The following is a 16,434-nucleotide window of genomic DNA, read 5'->3' on the forward strand; positions in this document are numbered from 1 at the left end:
CTGCTGGTGGTCCCCAGAAGCAGTGGTAAAATAATGCCAATTAATTGATTAAGGAGTGGTTTTTTGATCTCACCAACCTTGCAACGTTGGCTGACCCACTGGGGGTTGGCCGGGGCCGCTTTGCTCACGATGGTCTCGCTGCTCGTCGTAAATCAAAGCGGGCCAATCATCCCAATCAGCTTACTCGCCGTGATCAATGGCGCTTTTTGGCTCGGGGCCTTACATCGTTTCAAACTCTATCAACACTGGCTGTGGTACCGCGCCGATAAACGGCTCCTCGTTGCCAGTATGACGGGGGTCCGGTGGCTAATCGTTATTGGGGCTTTGGGCTGGCTGTTAAAGATGCAAAATGACCTCGTCGGCATTCTGGTCTTGCTGATCGTGGCGGGCTACGCTGCGGTCCCAGATCGCCACTTGGTTGGAACGGTCATGACCTTAGCCCAACGATGGGGCTGGCGACCAGACTCCCCGAACGCCCCCGTAACTTTTACCGTGGCAAACTTAGATTTGTCAGCCATCCAGGCCGCGCTGAAAGCCGCCCACCAAGCCCGGCCCCTGCCTTATGACTTTGCGACCCTGAGTCCCACTGACTTACAACAAGCGCAAGCTACCGCCGAAAAGCCCTTAGCAGCCCTGCCGTTTTCGCCCCGCCTGAAAACCGGCTTCATTTTTGATGCGCAACAGATCAAGGTGACTTGGACTTTAGGGGATGTAACCTGGACGATTGGTGAAGTGCCCCGCGCCTTGACCGCGCAAGTCGTTGATTTAATTTACCAACAAATGGGCCAATCCCATCCCCCCGTTAGCTGCACACTGAGCGGGGGCGCAGTCAAATGGTTGGCGGCGGGCCAAACGGTGCACCAAGCAACCCAGCCGTGGATCGTCCAGCTGACCATTACCCCGACCGCAAAAGATTAATTGTGAATGTCAGCGCTTTCAGTTACAATTAGAGCAATAATTGTAACTTTAGAATGATTGCTCTGGAGGTAATCTAATGACCACGAAAATTATTTTAGACTGTGATCCCGGCCACGATGATGCCTTAGCGCTTTTATTGGCCGTTGCCAACCCGACGATTGACTTGTTAGCCGTCACCACTTCCGCGGGGAACCAAACCCCCGCCAAAACTTTGAATAATGCCTTGCGAACCTTAACTTTGCTGCAAGCCACCACGATTCCCGTCGCCTGTGGAAACCAAACGCCATTGGTGGCTCCCCTGGAAACTGCTCCGGAAGTTCACGGGGAAAGCGGGCTGGATGGCGCCGAGCTCCCGGCCCCGGGCTTTGCCCCCCAGCCACTCACGGCCATTGCATTGATCGCCCAAACCCTCCGGCAAAGTACCGAAAAAGTCACCCTGGTCGTCACTGGTCCCATGACCAATGCCGCGTTGTTCCTCCGGGTTTATCCAGAATTGGCCCGGGAAAAATTGGCCCAAATTGTCTACATGGGTGGGGCAATGGGCCTGGGCAATTGGCGGCCGAGCGTGGAATTCAACATTTTTGTGGACCCCGAAGCCGCCAAAATTGTCATGAATTTTGGCTTACCACTGGTAATGGCCCCGCTCAACGTTACCCACCGCGCACAGATCCACAAAGATGAAATTGCTGCGGTCGGCGAAATCGACAACCCCGTTGCCCACGCCTACTTTGGTCTCTTAAACTTCTTTGAACGCTACCATGAAGATCCAAAATGGGGCTTTGTTGGCGCGCCATTGCATGATCCATGTACCATTGCGTGGCTGATTGACCCGACGATGTTTACGACCACCAAAATGCACGTCGACGTCGAAACACAAGGTGAATTGACCCGGGGCGAGACCGTCTGTGATTACTACCAGCTGACTGGTCAGCCAGCCAATACCGAAGTCTTGCTCGACCTCGATCGCCCCCGCTTTATCAAACTGATTCTGGATAGTTTAAAGCACTTCGATTAGACGCAAAAATCGCTAACGACCCTGGCACAAACATGGTTCGTTAGCGATTTTTAGTTTACAGTTTATTACTGATTGGCCAATTGGTAGCTGGCGGCCAATAACTCAAATAGGGTCGCATCGGCCACCTGGTCATTTAAGATGACGGTCAGCCAATGTTGCTTATTCATATGCCAAGCGGGAAAGTATTGTTGGTGATTTACTAACGCCGTGACCTGTGCCGGCGTTGCGTGCAAATTTAAAATTTCCACTTCTTTGGTTGGCAATGTCGGCGCCAGTTTCGCTTGATCCAGCCGAGCAACTAAGCCATACCATTTTTGGCTGGCGGCGTGACGCCAGACCCCCGTAAACGGTGTCTTGGGCCACAAAAATTCTAATTCGTCCCCATAGGTCTGCTGAACATGCGTGATTAACCGTTGAGCTTGCGGTGCTTGAAACCGTTGGTCCACATAAGCTTGCGCGACAATTTGTTGTAAGACCGTGGTCACTTCGGCCTTGACTGTCCCCGCAAATTCGCCCCGGACTTGGGGTTGCAAATGCAAGGTGTAGGGAGATTGGGTTGCCAAATCAATGACCTGGGTCAAAACTTGACCTGCTTCATCAATCGTGACCGTCAATAAAAACCCACTGGTTGGCAAAAGCGTCTGGTAGCGCCAGTGACGGCCCTTCTTGGTAAACCCGGCCGCTGGCAACTTAGCCGGTTGCAACTTCTGGTTGGCAAAAATTTCGCTGAAGGCTTCCATTACCATCGCTTCCTTTCATTTTCAATGATTTTCGCCGTCACCGGGAGCCGAAAAAGGCCCACCAGCATTACTGTACTGACGACAAACATGATGATTTCCTGGGGAAGGCGCGTGGCCAACAGCATTGGAATCCGAATGTGGTAGAGCAAATGCAACCACAGGGTGTTGAGAATCAAGTTGAACCCCAACATCGCCACCAAGTTCGCGGCAATAATCCGCCCCCAGGTGACCCGCGTTTGCAAAAAATAACCATAGGTCAGCCCAACCAAAAACGCCGTCAAAATGAACCCCGGAAAAAAGGCGTACTTCGGAAACAGCAACGAACCCAGCAGGTTAGCCAAACCCGCGCTGATGGCGGTCGGCCACATTCCCACCAGTTGGGCAGACAGGGCCAAGATCACAAAGGTGAAGACAATTTTGGTGGTTAAAAATTGAATCGAAAGCAGGCTGCCAACAATCACTTGCAGGGCCGTTAAAACACTAATCAAGGCTAAGGTCCGGGTCGTTTGTACCATAAGCGCCCCTCCTTAATCCGTTTGCGCGAGGCTGAGTTTAACAACCGCTTCACACCGTGGGGTTTGGGGCAACATATCCACCGGTTGGATGTAATCAACCCGGTAAGTTGGCGTCAAGCGGGCCAAATTGCGGGCCAACGAAGCCATGTTACACGAGACGTATACAAATTTGGCTGGCTTTTCTGCTAAAATCGTGTCAATCAGGGCTTGATCCAAGCCGGTCCGCGGCGGGTCGACCACCAGGGCATCAAAGGTTTGGCCCGCAGCCCGCCATTGGGGCAGCAAGTCTTCGGCGGGACCACATTCATAATGGGCATTGGTAATCCCGTTTAACTCCGCATTGGCATTGGCATCTTCAACCGCCGCCGGAATCGTTTCCATCCCCAGCACCTGCTTAACCCGGGCCGCTAAGGATAAGCCAATGGTCCCAATCCCTGCGTACGCATCCACCAAGGTATCCGTCGGAGCCAGCTCTAACGCTTGGGCCGCTTGTTCATACAAGGCTTCGGTCTGCAACGGATTGAGCTGCAAAAACGACCGGGCGGAAAGCCGAAAGTCCAGGCCCATCAAACTCTCGGTTACATAAGGTTCCCCCGCCAGCAAGCGCGTCTCTTCGCCCCACACCAACGGCGTATCCCCCGGATTAATGTTTTGCATGACGGATTTAACGGCCGGCAATTCCGCCTTAATCCGGGTTAATAACTGGTGCTTTTTCAGTAATTTCGGCGTGTTGGTGATCAGCGTCACTTGGACTTCTCCCGTCGTCGTTTCGCGAACGGCCAGGGTCTTGATAATGCCGCTGTGGTTGCTTTCTTCATACGGCGGAATCTGTAACTCTTCAATCATCGCAACCAAGGCCCGGACAACTTGCATCGTCAACGGCATTTGAACGGCACACTCCGCCAAATCAACCACCGTATGACTATTCGCCTGATACAAGCCGGCAACCACGTGTCCATCAACCAGACGCACCTGAAACTGTGCCTTATTACGGTACCCATACTGCTGCGGGCTGGGTAAAGTCGGTCGCACTTGGTAATGGCGGTAACCACGGGGCTTGAATTTAGCCAGACTGTCCAGTACCATTTGCCGCTTGAATTTCAACTGCGCCGGATAGGCCAGGTGTTCCAATTCAAAGCCCCCGGCGATTCCGGCCACCGCGTCTTTAGGCGTCACCCGGGCGGGGCTGGCCTGCTTTAAGCGATGAATTTGGGCCATCAGGTAGCGTTCGTGAACCGCCGTTACCTCAGCCACAATTACTTCTCCCGGCAGCGCCCCAGGCACAAAGCAAACCTTATGTTTAAAATAGCCAATCCCTTGGCCTTCCACCCCTAATTTCTTAATCGTTAAAGGGAACCGTTCCCCAACTGTTACCACCACCGGGGATTGGGAAGCACGGGGCACCCGTTGTTTTGCCATCTTTTTTCTCCTTTGCTCATCCGTTCAAAATCGTACCGTTCATTCTACCATTCTTTTAACCAAGATTAAATCTTTCCGCCCTCTATTTTAGTGAACCTATTTTCGTTTTATAGTATAATATACCCGATAAAAAGAAAGGAAGTTCTTAAAATGTGGCAAACAACTGATTTAATCGCCGCCGAACAGTACTGGTTCGACCGGTTTTGTGATCGCTTTGGTTGGCAAGGAAGCTTACGCCGCCAATACCCTGGGGTATCTTCCCTGTGTTTCATCGGGCCCCACGGCGGAATCAAGCAAGTTGACCTCGATGATGAATTACTGTTCGATCAATTGAATGCCGTCCCGCGCCAACGGGGGCAAGCAATTTTAGAAAGTTGGTTGATTTTTTCAATCAGCAATCCCGACCCCCTGGCCCAACAAAATTTTGACCCCACGGATCGACAATACTTCCACCAACTTGAACAAAGTGCGGTTCATTGTCACGTCTATTCCAACTAAGCGGGCACTTCGTGTTGTAAGCGTTGCTGGGCATCAGGCGAAAATTGCCGATATTCAATCGTAAAGTGGTATTGGGCCCGGACGGCCGTTAACACCACGATCAGCTCTTCCAAACTGGTTGAAGGCAAACTTCCTAAGGGCCACGAGCGCTGCCAAGCCCGGGGCCGCCGCGTATTAAAGAAAAAGTGATAGGCCTGGTCAGGGGCGGCCCAGACCACCACTAACCAATAACGCGTCTGGACCCGCCGTTTAAAGTACGGCGTCAACCGCTGGCATAATTGCCGACCTAATTTTTGACATGCCTGATCATTCAAAGCTCTGCCCCCCGTTATGGCCGCCCACCTGCTGGGCGCGGGCCAAAAAGGTCGCCCCAGTAGTTAAACTGCTGGCCTTCATAATTGCCGTCTTGCCAAAGCGCTGCCGGATCTGATCAACCGTTTGGGCCACATCAAGGGCCAAGGTCTCCGCCTTCGTTGCAAATAAATCCAGCTGCTCGCCTTGGGCCGGGCTTAAATGCGTCACGGCAATTGCCACGTGCCGAACCGGCTGACCGGTCCAATACTGATCAAACAGGGCTTGCAAAACCCGGGTTAATTTTCGTTCATCTGCCGTTAATGCGCTAAGGTGCTGCGCGTGGGCAAAGCCGGCGCGACCAGCTTGATCGACCGTCCCAAACGCATAGCCAATCTGAAGGCGGACGCCCCCGGCTTGTTTGTGGCGGGCGCGGAGGCGGGCGGCTACCTGAGCAGTAATTTCAGCAATGACTACTTTGATCGCTTGGAGCTTAACGTAATCCCGGGGCAGTACTTGGGAATTACCGATGGATTGAGCCCGCCGCAAAGACCGCCGACTCAACGTGGTCCGGTCAACTCCCCAGGCTGTTGCGTATAGCCGTGCCCCGTTTTGGCCCAGTGCCGCCTTCAATTGGTAAGGGTCCGCGTGGGCCACTTGTTTCAGATTATGCAACCCCAACCGTTGCAGCCGTTGGGCCAGATGAGTATTAATCCCCCACACCATCGTCAGTTCTGGAATCGCCCATAAGCGGACGGGCGCCGTATGATTGGTAATGATTCCAATCCCAACCGGACTGTGCTTGGCATAAATGTCCAGGGCTACCTTGGCTTGCAAGGGATTGTTGCCCACCCCAATCGTTACCACCAACTGTAAGCGCTGCTTGATTTCCGTTTGTAGCTGTCGGACGACCGTTAATAAGTTATCACTTTTCAAGCGCCAGGAATGGGTTAAATTTAACAGCGATTCATCAATTGAATAGGGCAATAAATCTTCATCAGCCACAAATTCGCGAAAAATTTCATTAATGGCTAAATTCTTGGCGAGGTAAAGGTTCATCCGCGGGGGCACCACAAGCAACCGTTCATCCACCGGCAAATCGCGCGCCCGATTGACATTGTGTAGCCCAAACAATCGTTTTGCCGCGGGTGAGGATGACAAAATCAAGCCTTGCCCCACATTGGCCGCTTCCGACATCACGACCAAGGGCGTCGTTAAGGGATCAAGCCCCCGGGCCACGCATTCCACCGTTGCGTAAAACGACTTATTATCAACCATCAAATAAATGCCCCGCGGTTCCGTTGAATAATCCATCGTCGCCCCTCCTCAAACTTTTGTTCTTAATTCAAATTTTAAAAGAGAGTGAACGAAAAAACAAGGGCTTGAGCAAAACTAACGTTTGCACTCAACCCCTGTTTCAATTGCTAATCTTTGGTAAAACTTATGACCGTGGTTTTTGACCACAGTGAATCGCCGCGGCGCCCAAATTTAATGGCGTAACCGTCACTTTTTGCATCCCCGCCGTTTCCATCATCGCTTTTAAGCGCTCGGCCGAAACAAATTGCATGGAAGTTTCTTTCAAGTATGAATAATCTTGATAGCTGGCCCCCAAAGTCCGCGCTAACACTGGGAAAACTTGAAAGTAAGCCCGCCAAAACGGCCGGACCAACCGACTCTGGGGTTGGGACATTTCTAGGCACCCAAACCAACCGCCGGGTTTAAGGACCCGCATCACCTCCGCTAAAACCTGGGCCGCATCCGGGACATTGCGCAGGCCAAAACCAATCGTGACAAAGTCAAACTGATTGGCTGCAAACGGCAGCTGCATCGCATCACCTTGGACTAATTCAATATCTTTGTTCAAGTCCGCCGCTTTGACCTTCTCCGCTCCCGCGGCTAACATTGCTTCATTGAAGTCCAAGCCAATCGTGCGGCCCCGTGGCCCCGCCAATTGCGCTAACTTAATCGTCAAATCCGCCGTTCCGCAACACAGATCTAAGCTATCGGCCCCAGGAAAGACCGCTAGTTGGTCAAAAAACTTTTGGCGCCACCGCCGCTGGGTCCCTAGACTGACCACATCGTTCATCAAGTCGTAGCGTTTGGCTAAGCGCGTAAACATTTGGTTAACTTCTTGTTCTGAATGGTGATTGGTAAGTGCCATCTTTTCCCCCTTCGGTTTGCTTAAACGGCTGCAGCATCGCTTGATAGTGATTGATTAAGGCCGTCGTTTGTAAGATCAACGCCTGATTGTCGTTTAAGCGTGCAAACGCCCGCGCATCAACTAATTCAGCCACCACTTGCTGGGGCGCCGCGCCCACAGCAAGGAGATTTTGGGCCCGTAAAAACTTTAACCGGGGCAAAAAATAGGTTACGTGTTCCCGCCGGCACCAAGCCAACCCTAGTGAGACATAATGTTGACTTTGGGCAAAATCATCCCGTAAATAATAATCCTCGGCTAAATAATACATCATCGTCAGCAACCGGGCTTGGGCTAAGCCGGGCGCCACCACTGTCGTTAGGGCCGTGCTTAGGGCCTGCTTTACTTTCGTTAAGAAAAATTCTGCTTGGGCCAGCTCGTTTTGCCGGGCGTACAAAATTCCCTCGCCCAGGTAGGCCAGCGTGGTAAACTGCGTCGTGTGCGCTTCGTCTAACTGATCTAAAATTTGGGTAAACGAAAACAAAGCGGCCGTCGGATTGCCATTGGTCAAGGTCAACCACAAACCGTTTAAATAATGATACTGCATTTGCAAGGCCACCGTTGGCAATTGTTCCACCGTCAAGTGGGCCAAGCTTTTTTGGACCGTCGGATAATCCTCAACCATTAATGCTTCTTCGGCTTGGGTGAGTTGTTGCGCGGCGGCCTTGCTTTGCCGCTGTTGGTCGTCTAAATCATCCAAGGTCAAATCCAACCGCGCACAAAGCTGACGCAAAATTGGCAACGAGGGAATCTGATAATTGGTCTCAAACTTGCTTAAGGTGGACTGGGTACAGATTCCCGCCGCTAAAGCCGCCTGTGAATACCCCTTGGCTTTGCGCTGCGCCACAAAGTAAGCTACATCCATGTGCAACGCCCCTAACCATGCAAGCCAAGGGCCACTTTGGCATAGCGACTCATCATTTCAATGGTCCACGGCGGTTCAAAGGTCAGGTTAATCTTGCAATCGTTGATCCCGGCTACTCCCTTGACCGTCTTGGTAATGTCGTCATGCAAATAATCGGTCAGCGGACACCCCATCGTCGTCAAAGTCATCGTCACCGTACACAAACCCGCTGCATCAACGGCCACGTCATAAATCAAGCCCAAATTAACCAAGTCTAACCCCAATTCGGGATCGACCACCCCACTTAAGGCCGTCATCACTTGGTTCTCCAAGGGCGAATACGGCCGCGATTGTTCAGCTGCTTCAGCCATTTTGCCGCACCTCTTTTCTGTGTTAGCCAATCGAGCCTTCCATTTCAAAACTGATCAACCGGTTTAATTCCACGGCATATTCCATCGGTAATTGCTTGGTAAAAGGCTCCACAAAGCCCATGATGATCATTTCCGTCGCCTTGGCTTCCGGAATTCCCCGACTCATCAAGTAGTAAAGCTGACTCTCAGAAATCTTAGAAACCTTCGCTTCGTGTTCCATAGCGACATTGTCATTATCAATTTCGTTGAACGGAATCGTATTGGATGACGATTGATCATCCATAATAATCGTATCACATTCGACGTGGGCCTTGGAACCATCGGCCGCCTTGGTAAAGCGAACGGTCCCCCGGTAGTCCGTCGCCCCACCCGTTTTCGAGATTGACTTAGAAACAATCGAACTGGAGGTATTCTTAGCGTTGTGGATCATCCGCGCCCCTGAGTCCTGGTGAATGCCATTCGAAGCGACGGCAATCGAAAGCATCGTTCCCCGGGCGCCTTCCCCATTTAAATAAACGGAAGGATACTTCATTGTCACTTTCGAGCCCAGGTTGCCATCGACCCACTCCATCGTCGCGTGGGCCGCCGCCGCGGCCCGTTTGGTTTCCAAACTGTACACGTTATCCGACCAATTTTGAATCGTCGTATACCGGCAGTAAGCATCCTTTAAGACGTTGACCTCGACCACCGCGGCATGCAATGAATCCGAGGAATAATTCGGGGCCGTGCAGCCTTCGACATAATCAACGCTCGCGCCTTCATCAACAATAATCAAGGTCCGTTCAAACTGACCCGAATTTTCGGCATTTAAGCGGAAATAAGATTGGATTGGGGTTTGCGCTTTAACTCCCTTGGGAACGTAAATAAACGAACCGCCGGACCACACCGCCGCATTTAAGGCCGCAAATTTATTATCAGCTGGTTGCACCAACTTGCCAAACCACTTTTTAAACAGGTCCGGGTATTCGCGTAGGGCGGTGTCAGTATCAGTAAAAATAATCCCTAGCTTAGCAAACTCTTCGCGCATATTATGGTAAACCACTTCGGATTCGTATTGGGCCGATGAGCCAGCTAAATACTTGCGTTCCGCCTCCGGGACCCCCAAGCGATCAAAAGTCCGCTTTAAATCGGCGGGAACGTCGGCCCAGTCCCGGTATTTCTTATCGGTCATCTTTTGGTAATACAACATGTGATCCAAATCCAGCTCCGATAAATCCGGCCCAAATTTCGGCATTGGCAGTTTTTGATAAATCCGGTAAGCCTTGAGCCGGTAATCCAACATCCATTGCGGCTCATGCTTTTCAGCTGAGATCGCCCGCACAATTTCTTCCGTTAGGCCCCGCCCCGTAGAAAAGGCGGGTTGGATATCATCGTGAAAGCCGTATTCATACTCATCTTTATTTTTTAAAAGGTCATTTGCATTGGTCATTGGTCAATCCTCATCACTTTCTTGCAATAACGCCCGTTGCAGTGCCCACCACGCCAAGGTCGCGCATTTGATCCGGGCCGGAAATTCCATAATATTGGTTAACACCTGGGCATCCCCGAGGGCGGCGATGTCAGCGGCGGCATGTTTTTTCCCAATTGCCAGGTCCGAAAAGGTCTTGGCCAGCGCCAAAGCTTCTTCTTTGGTCTTGCCCGTCACGGCGGTGGTCATCATTGACGCCGAGGCTTGACTGATCGTGCAGCCATCACCAGTAAAACCAATCGCTTGAATCCGGTCGGCAGCGTCCAATTGAATCTGCAGGTTGATCACATCCCCACAAGTCGGATTGTTTAAGCTGATTTGTTGCGTTGCCTGAGCCAATGGCCCCTTGTGATGGGGATGTTGGGCATGGTCGAGAATTACTTCCCGGTAAAGGTTATTTAATTTCTCCAGTCCCAAGGTGAAAGAACTCCTTTGCTTTTTGAACCGCAGCGACCAACGCCGCTGCTTCAGCTGCCGTATTGTACAAATAAAAGCTGGCCCGGGCCGTGGCGCTCACCCCTAAGTATTCCATCAGCGGTTGGGCGCAATGGTGACCGGCCCGCACGGCGATACCTTCCATATCCAGGGCCGTGGCTAAATCATGGGGGTGCAGTCCCGCCAAGTTAAAGGCGATCACCCCAGTATGCTTAGTAGGATCATGGGGCCCGTAAACGGTCAGTCCCTCAATTTGCAACAACGCTGGTAAGGCTTGGGCCACCAATTGCTGTTCGTGAGCGGCAATTTGGGTCATCCCGATGGTTTGCAGGTAGTCAATGGCCGCCCCCAAGCCAATCGCTCCCGCGATATTTGGCGTCCCCGCTTCAAATTTATACGGCGCGGCCGCCCAAGTACTGGTCTGCTGGTGAACGGCACTGATCATTTCCCCACCATATTGATAAGGTGGCATGTCAGCCAAGAGGGCGGCCTTCCCATAAAGGACGCCGATCCCCGTGGGCGCCATCAGCTTATGCCCCGAAAAGGCATAAAAATCAGCGTCTAAGGCTTGAACGTCAACCGGCATGTGCGGGACGGCCTGCGCCCCATCAACCACAATCACCGCCCCGTGAGCGTGGGCCAACGCCGCTAATTGTTGAACGGGGTTGATCGTTCCCAAAACATTGGTCGCATGGGCAACAGCAACCAACTTGGTGTGATCATTAATCAGCTGCTGGGCGGCAGCCAAGTCTAGTTCCCCGGTGGCGGTAAGCCCGATGTAGCGCAAGCGAGCCCCCGTCTGGTGCGCCAGTTGCTGCCAAGGGATCAAGTTGCTGTGGTGCTCGGCCACTGAAATGACAATTTCATCGCCCGCTTGTAAATGCGTGCGGCCATACGTCGCCGCCACCAAATTCAATGCTTCGGTGCACCCCCGGGTAAAGATAATTTCTTCGGGGGCTGCCGCGTGTAAAAAGTGCTGGACTTTTTGGCGGGCCGTTTCGTAGGCAGTCGTCGCTCGTTGGGCCAAAGTATGCACGCCCCGGTGCACATTCGCGTTGTCAGTTTGATAAAATTGGCACACCCGCTCGAGCACCGGCGTGGGCCGCTGCGCCGTCGCGGCATTGTCCAGGTACACCAAGGGCTCCTCATTCACGGTCTGCTGCAAAATGGGAAAATCAGCCCGGATTTGTTCAAGCTTGTCCATCGGTCAACTTCCTTTCCAAAATTGCAATTAATTCTTCGCGAACCCGCTGGGTGGGAATCGCCGTCAAAACGGCCGCTAAAAAGCCCCGGATTACCAAACGTTGGGCCACTGGTTTCGGAATCCCCCGACTCAGCAAATAATTCAATTGCACGGGATTGACCGGACCCACACTGGCCGCATGACCGGCTTCCACATCGTTTTCATCAATCAATAAGATCGGGTTGGCATCCCCCCGGGTGGCTGGCGACATCATCAAGACCCGGTTTTGCTGCTCGGCTTTCGCCCCGTGAGCGCCGTGGATAATCTCACCAATCCCATTAAAGACTAAGCGCGATTGACCGAGAAGAACCCCGCGTTGGTTAATCAAGCCCGTGGTGTGTTGACCATGGTGCGTTACCCGGTTGTTGATGCCCACTTGTTGGTCGGCTGTTGTAATCGCGATCAGCTTAGAGTCGCCTTCGCCACCTTCGCCAATCAGTTCAGAGTCCATCTCCCCAACGGTATTGCCGGCATTCATCATTCCCACGGCCCATTCGACCTTCGCGTCCCGGCCGATTTGAGCCCGCCGCTTAAAGTAGGTCACCGTTTGCGCCCCTAATTCATCAAGCGAAGAAAAGGTCACCCGACTGTTGGCTTGGGCCACGATTTCGACCATTAAGCTCGCCGGGTTGGCCGCATCCCCTTGCGTGGTCAGGTGCTGAATCACGTCGACTTGACTATTGGCTTCGGCCACAATTAGGAGGTGGTGGATCAAAGGTTGGTGAGGCTGGGTGCTGTCTTGGGTCACGTTGATTTCAACCGGAGCCGTCACTTTAACACCCCGGGGGACATACAAGAAGGCGCCCGCGTTTAGATACGCCAAGTGGTGGGCCGTCAATTTATTTTCGTCGGCCTTGACGACCGTCATTAAAAACTTCAAGACCAGATCGGGGACGGTTTGCAAGGCGGTAAACAGGTCCATTAAAAGCACCCCTTGGTCCTTTAATGCCGCGGGGACGTGCGCATCCAGCGTCACTTGGCCCACTTGGGTTAACCGCACCTGCTCTTCTAACGCCGGGGCCAGGTCGAACGCTGCCGCTCCGGTCCAGGTCAAATTTGGCTGGCGCTCAAAGAAGGGCCAGGTCTGAAACTTTAATTTCGGCATCTTCGGCAGTGCTAAGGTCTTAAAAGCGGCCAGGGCGGCCAAACGCCGTTTTGTCAACGCTGATGGTTCATGATGGGTGGCACTGGCGGTTGCCAATTGTTGTTTTGCGGTTGTTAGATCCATTGTTTTGCCCCCTAGTGTTGCTCATCGACCAGTTGAATATCCAAGCCTAATTCATCGCGCAAACCAGCATAGCCCTCCTTTTCCAGCTGCTTAGCCAGCTCAGGCCCGCCCGTTTTGACGATTTTGCCCCCCATCATCACGTGCACGGTGTCCGGCACAATGTAATTTAAGAGGCGTTGGTAGTGAGTAATGATCAAGGAGCCAAAGTTGGCGCCCCGCATCGAATTAACCCCCTTGGCAACTACCTTTAAGGCATCAATATCCAGCCCCGAATCAATTTCATCTAAAATCGCAAAGGTGGGCTCAATCATCAATAACTGTAAAATTTCGTTACGCTTCTTTTCGCCCCCCGAAAAGCCTTCATTCAAGTACCGTTCGGTCATTGATTCGCTCATGTCCAACAAGGCCAGGTTCGCATCCAATTTCTTTAAGAACGCCATCACCGAAATTTGATCGTCCGCGGGCCGACGGGCGTTAATCGCCGCCCGCAAAAATTCTGCGTTGGTAACCCCTTGAATTTCTGCCGGGTACTGCATTGCTAAAAACAAACCACGCCGCGCTCGTTCATCAACCGGCATGGCAAGAATACTCTGCCCATCCAACAAAATATCCCCTTGGGTCACTTGGTAGCCCGGTTGGCCCATGATCGTTTGCGACAAGGTCGATTTCCCCGTCCCATTGGGGCCCATGATGGCATGGATCTCACCGGTCTTCATTACCAGGTTGACCCCCGTTAAAATCTCTTTTTGCCCCTTCGTTTCTTCATCAGTTACCGCGACGTGCAAATCCTTAACTTCTAGTGTTGCCATCATCAATTCCTCCAAGTCATTACCAATGATTCCAAAAATTCTATCCGGCGCCTTCGTCATTGAAAACACTATGGCTATATTATAGTCACTTTACCACTAAATAAACTTAGTGAATTACCTGATTTTTTAAAATTCAAAATTATGTCATTATTTTAGGAGTATGATATTGATAATTAGGATTCATCCTCATTACGACCAGGAATAATTTGTCAATCCGTTCACCCAGAAAGGGGGGCCACCCTTGATTATCAATGCGCTAATTACCCTGCACCACTTCGATCAACTCGAAAAGCCGGTCGCGACTCGCTTACACAGTCTGGGGCTTACGGAAGGCAGCACGATTCTCCTCCTGCAACGCTACCCATTCCACGGCCCGGTGATCATTGAAAGCAATCATCAACGGATTGCGTTACGCTACCGTATTTTTTCCATTTTAACCCAACCACCAAGGGGGAAATTTCATGGAAATCGCACTGATTGGTAATCCCAATACCGGTAAAACCACCCTATTTAATAATTTAACTGACAGTTACGCAACCGTTGGCAACTGGCCCGGCGTGACTGTGAACCCCAAAGCGGGCCGCCTTAAAGGTACTGCTACCGACTTAATCGACCTCCCCGGAGTCTATGCCCTAACGCCGTTAACCAAAGATGAAGAGGTCGTCACCCTTTATTTACTCGATCACTGTCCGGATTTAATTTTAAACGTTACAAACGCCGGCCAACTCAAACGCAACCTCTTGTTGACGTTAGAAGTCCGCGAATTTGGGCAGCCAATGATCCTCGATTTAAACATGATGGATGAAGCGGCCCAGCAAGGCCAACATTTTGACCTGGCTGCCCTCAGTCAAGCCCTGGGCTGTCCGGTTGTGACGACCAATGCCCGGACCCGCCGAGGCCTGGCCCAATTACAAGCCCAACTGCAAGCCCACCCCCAACCGCTAGCCCCGCTGAAATTAACTTACCCCCCGCAAGTCGAGCAAGCATTGCAACAAGCCACCCAAGCCCTGACTAATGATTATCATGTCCCAGCGCCCTTGGCCCGGTGGTTAAGTCTCCAATACATGAACCAAAATCAAGTTGTCCGGCGGGCGGCAGCATTTCGGAATTTACAGCCCTTACTGGAGCAACGCGCCACTTATGATGCCCAGCACTTCGAAGAGCAAATTTTCAATACCCGCCTGGCCTTTATTGAAAAAATCCTGGCGCACGGCCAGCAAGCCCCGGCCACCCGAGCCGCCACTACCGTTTCGCACCGGTTCGATCAACTGTTAACGGGGCCGTGGCTGGGCTTGCCTTGTTTTATTTTGATTTTTTGGCTGATCTTTAAACTCGCCTTTGATTGGGTGGGGACGCCCCTTTCTGACGGGCTGGATGCCTTGCTCTCGGGGCCCGTGGCTGCCAATGTCAATCATTGGCTGACCCTGCTGGGCGCCTTGCCTCCCTTACGCTCCTTAGTCGTCAACGGTTTGCTAGCGGGGGTCGGGGGCGTCTTAGTCTTTTTGCCCCAAATCATCACCCTCTTTGCCTGCATCGCAATCCTCGAAGATTCTGGTTACATGGCCCGCGCGGCATTGGTAATGGACCGCTTAATGCAAATAATTGGTCTGAACGGCAAAGCTTTCATCCCCCTGTTGATTGGGTTTGGGTGTAACGTTACCGGTATCATGGCCGCGCGTACCGTCGAACAGCCCCAAGCCCGGTTGGTCACCACCCTTCTGACGCCCTTCATGTCTTGCTCCGCCCGGTTACCCGTGTACAGTCTGATCGTGGCGGCCTTCTTCCCCCACCACCAGGCCGCCGTGGTCCTGTCGATTTATTTCCTGGGGATCGGTATCGCCCTCCTGGCCGCAAAAGGGTATCAGTGGTACTTCCACACAACAGAAAGTGCGGCTTTAATTATCGAATTGCCAAACTATCACCGCCCGCGGTGGGACATTATCTGGCACAGCACGTGGGACAAAAGCAAAGGCTTCTTGCACAAGGCCGGCACCGTTATTTTCGCCGGTACCGTTTTGATTTGGGCCTTAACGTCCTTTGGGCCCACCGGCTTTGTCACCGACCCCACTCAGAGCTTTGCCGCTGGCTTGGGGAAACTCAGCGCCCCGTGCTTTGCACCGCTGGGGTTTGATCACTGGCAAATCATTACCGCCCTGTTCACGGGTATTTTAGCTAAAGAAGTCATCACCGCCAGTATGATGGTCATGTTTCACGCCACCAACCAAACCGTCTTGATTGGCGCCTTGAGTAATTATCTAACGCCGGGGGCCGCCTATGCTTTATTGGCCTTTATCTTACTGTATGCGCCATGCTTTGCCACCTTAGGCACCATTAAACAAGAAACTGGCTCAACCAAATGGATGCTCTGGTCTTTGGTCAGCAGTTTGGCAATTGCTTATCTCGTCGCTGGACTGATCAATCTTGGCAGTCACTGGCTTTAGCC

At 52.3% G+C, this 16,434-nt stretch carries 18 protein-coding genes; 5 read left to right on the forward strand and 13 right to left on the reverse strand.

The window, feature by feature from the left end; translation table 11 throughout:
• The first annotated feature begins 63 nt into the window (after nucleotides 1–63).
• Both FC43_RS06280 and rihA read left to right on the forward strand, forming a co-directional pair.
• Nucleotides 64–918, forward strand: a complete 855-nt coding sequence (locus tag FC43_RS06280; RefSeq protein WP_056954978.1) for a hypothetical protein — start codon at nucleotides 64–66, stop codon at nucleotides 916–918.
• Nucleotides 919–994: 76 nt separating this feature from the next.
• Nucleotides 995–1,933, forward strand: coding sequence for a pyrimidine-specific ribonucleoside hydrolase RihA (gene rihA / locus FC43_RS06285; RefSeq protein WP_056954980.1), 939 nt, complete (start codon nucleotides 995–997; stop codon nucleotides 1,931–1,933).
• A gap of 65 nt (nucleotides 1,934–1,998) precedes the next feature.
• Here rihA and FC43_RS06290 read toward each other — a convergent pair whose 3' ends face one another.
• From FC43_RS06290 to rlmD, 3 genes are read right to left on the reverse strand one after another with little or no spacing between them, the layout of a single operon-like run.
• Nucleotides 1,999–2,673: an MmcQ/YjbR family DNA-binding protein gene (locus FC43_RS06290; protein WP_056954983.1), complete on the reverse strand. Its 675-nt coding sequence runs from the start codon at nucleotides 2,671–2,673 to the stop codon at nucleotides 1,999–2,001.
• Nucleotides 2,673–3,188 (reverse strand): folate family ECF transporter S component, encoded by a 516-nt coding sequence (locus tag FC43_RS06295; protein ID WP_056954985.1) that lies wholly within the window; start codon nucleotides 3,186–3,188, stop codon nucleotides 2,673–2,675. Before FC43_RS06295 ends, FC43_RS06290 begins: the two co-directional genes overlap by 1 nt.
• Nucleotides 3,189–3,200: 12 nt before the next feature.
• Entirely contained in the window at nucleotides 3,201–4,607 is a 1,407-nt protein-coding gene (rlmD, locus tag FC43_RS06300; RefSeq protein ID WP_056954986.1) for a 23S rRNA (uracil(1939)-C(5))-methyltransferase RlmD, read from the reverse strand.
• A gap of 150 nt (nucleotides 4,608–4,757) precedes the next feature.
• Here rlmD and FC43_RS06305 point away from each other — a divergent pair, with 150 nt between their 5' ends.
• Nucleotides 4,758–5,105, forward strand: a complete 348-nt coding sequence (locus FC43_RS06305; RefSeq protein ID WP_056954988.1) for a hypothetical protein — start codon at nucleotides 4,758–4,760, stop codon at nucleotides 5,103–5,105.
• Here the strand turns inward: FC43_RS06305 and FC43_RS06310 are convergent.
• The 10 genes from FC43_RS06310 to sufC form a co-directional block, all read right to left on the reverse strand.
• Nucleotides 5,102–5,419, reverse strand: a complete 318-nt coding sequence (locus FC43_RS06310) for a hypothetical protein (protein WP_056954990.1) — start codon at nucleotides 5,417–5,419, stop codon at nucleotides 5,102–5,104. The two genes, FC43_RS06305 and FC43_RS06310, sit on opposite strands and share 4 nt — an antisense overlap.
• Nucleotides 5,412–6,710 carry a Y-family DNA polymerase gene (locus FC43_RS06315; protein ID WP_056954992.1) on the reverse strand — a complete coding sequence of 433 codons (1,299 nt, stop codon included), beginning with the start codon at nucleotides 6,708–6,710 and terminating at the stop codon, nucleotides 5,412–5,414. Before FC43_RS06315 ends, FC43_RS06310 begins: the two co-directional genes overlap by 8 nt.
• Before the next feature lie 127 nt (nucleotides 6,711–6,837).
• Complete coding sequence (ubiE, locus tag FC43_RS06320; protein WP_056954994.1) at nucleotides 6,838–7,557, reverse strand: bifunctional demethylmenaquinone methyltransferase/2-methoxy-6-polyprenyl-1,4-benzoquinol methylase UbiE; 720 nt, start codon at nucleotides 7,555–7,557, stop codon at nucleotides 6,838–6,840.
• Nucleotides 7,520–8,458, reverse strand: coding sequence for a helix-turn-helix domain-containing protein (locus FC43_RS06325; protein ID WP_056954996.1), 939 nt, complete (start codon nucleotides 8,456–8,458; stop codon nucleotides 7,520–7,522). The genes ubiE and FC43_RS06325 overlap by 38 nt, the downstream gene beginning before the upstream one ends.
• An 11-nt stretch (nucleotides 8,459–8,469) precedes the next feature.
• Entirely contained in the window at nucleotides 8,470–8,808 is a 339-nt protein-coding gene (locus tag FC43_RS06330; RefSeq protein ID WP_019206197.1) for a metal-sulfur cluster assembly factor, read from the reverse strand.
• Nucleotides 8,809–8,830: 22 nt separating this feature from the next.
• Entirely contained in the window at nucleotides 8,831–10,237 is a 1,407-nt protein-coding gene (gene sufB, locus FC43_RS06335) for a Fe-S cluster assembly protein SufB (protein ID WP_056954998.1), read from the reverse strand.
• A gap of 3 nt (nucleotides 10,238–10,240) precedes the next feature.
• Nucleotides 10,241–10,693, reverse strand: a complete 453-nt coding sequence (sufU, locus tag FC43_RS06340) for a Fe-S cluster assembly sulfur transfer protein SufU (RefSeq protein ID WP_056955000.1) — start codon at nucleotides 10,691–10,693, stop codon at nucleotides 10,241–10,243.
• Nucleotides 10,671–11,915 carry a cysteine desulfurase gene (locus FC43_RS06345; RefSeq protein WP_056955002.1) on the reverse strand — a complete coding sequence of 415 codons (1,245 nt, stop codon included), beginning with the start codon at nucleotides 11,913–11,915 and terminating at the stop codon, nucleotides 10,671–10,673. Before FC43_RS06345 ends, sufU begins: the two co-directional genes overlap by 23 nt.
• Nucleotides 11,902–13,182, reverse strand: coding sequence for a Fe-S cluster assembly protein SufD (gene sufD / locus FC43_RS06350; protein WP_056955004.1), 1,281 nt, complete (start codon nucleotides 13,180–13,182; stop codon nucleotides 11,902–11,904). The genes FC43_RS06345 and sufD overlap by 14 nt, the downstream gene beginning before the upstream one ends.
• An 11-nt stretch (nucleotides 13,183–13,193) precedes the next feature.
• Nucleotides 13,194–13,991 carry a Fe-S cluster assembly ATPase SufC gene (sufC, locus tag FC43_RS06355; protein WP_019206202.1) on the reverse strand — a complete coding sequence of 266 codons (798 nt, stop codon included), beginning with the start codon at nucleotides 13,989–13,991 and terminating at the stop codon, nucleotides 13,194–13,196.
• Nucleotides 13,992–14,232: 241 nt separating this feature from the next.
• Between sufC and FC43_RS06360 the strand changes: the two genes are divergently transcribed.
• Together FC43_RS06360 and feoB are read left to right on the forward strand one after the other, a co-directional pair.
• Nucleotides 14,233–14,475: a FeoA family protein gene (locus tag FC43_RS06360; protein WP_420865135.1), complete on the forward strand. Its 243-nt coding sequence runs from the start codon at nucleotides 14,233–14,235 to the stop codon at nucleotides 14,473–14,475.
• Nucleotides 14,453–16,432 (forward strand): ferrous iron transport protein B, encoded by a 1,980-nt coding sequence (gene feoB, locus FC43_RS06365; protein WP_056955006.1) that lies wholly within the window; start codon nucleotides 14,453–14,455, stop codon nucleotides 16,430–16,432. The genes FC43_RS06360 and feoB overlap by 23 nt, the downstream gene beginning before the upstream one ends.
• Nucleotides 16,433–16,434: the final 2 nt, after the last annotated feature.

The sequence above is a fragment of the Limosilactobacillus ingluviei DSM 15946 genome, from assembly GCF_001435775.1.
Classification (GTDB): Bacteria; Bacillota; Bacilli; order Lactobacillales; family Lactobacillaceae; genus Limosilactobacillus; species Limosilactobacillus ingluviei.

Coding starts and splice junctions, on each gene's coding strand:
- FC43_RS06295 (WP_056954985.1), bottom strand. CDS start 3,188: ATGGTACAAACGACCCGGACCTTAGCCTTGATTAGTGTTTTAACGGCC.
- FC43_RS06325 (WP_056954996.1), bottom strand. CDS start 8,458: ATGGATGTAGCTTACTTTGTGGCGCAGCGCAAAGCCAAGGGGTATTCA.
- sufC (WP_019206202.1), bottom strand. CDS start 13,991: ATGGCAACACTAGAAGTTAAGGATTTGCACGTCGCGGTAACTGATGAA.
- sufB (WP_056954998.1), bottom strand. CDS start 10,237: ATGACCAATGCAAATGACCTTTTAAAAAATAAAGATGAGTATGAATAC.
- FC43_RS06305 (WP_056954988.1), top strand. CDS start 4,758: ATGTGGCAAACAACTGATTTAATCGCCGCCGAACAGTACTGGTTCGAC.
- FC43_RS06345 (WP_056955002.1), bottom strand. CDS start 11,915: ATGGACAAGCTTGAACAAATCCGGGCTGATTTTCCCATTTTGCAGCAG.
- FC43_RS06330 (WP_019206197.1), bottom strand. CDS start 8,808: ATGGCTGAAGCAGCTGAACAATCGCGGCCGTATTCGCCCTTGGAGAAC.
- FC43_RS06315 (WP_056954992.1), bottom strand. CDS start 6,710: ATGGATTATTCAACGGAACCGCGGGGCATTTATTTGATGGTTGATAAT.
- rlmD (WP_056954986.1), bottom strand. CDS start 4,607: ATGGCAAAACAACGGGTGCCCCGTGCTTCCCAATCCCCGGTGGTGGTA.
- FC43_RS06290 (WP_056954983.1), bottom strand. CDS start 2,673: ATGGAAGCCTTCAGCGAAATTTTTGCCAACCAGAAGTTGCAACCGGCT.
- ubiE (WP_056954994.1), bottom strand. CDS start 7,557: ATGGCACTTACCAATCACCATTCAGAACAAGAAGTTAACCAAATGTTT.
- sufD (WP_056955004.1), bottom strand. CDS start 13,182: ATGGATCTAACAACCGCAAAACAACAATTGGCAACCGCCAGTGCCACC.
- feoB (WP_056955006.1), top strand. CDS start 14,453: ATGGAAATCGCACTGATTGGTAATCCCAATACCGGTAAAACCACCCTA.
- rihA (WP_056954980.1), top strand. CDS start 995: ATGACCACGAAAATTATTTTAGACTGTGATCCCGGCCACGATGATGCC.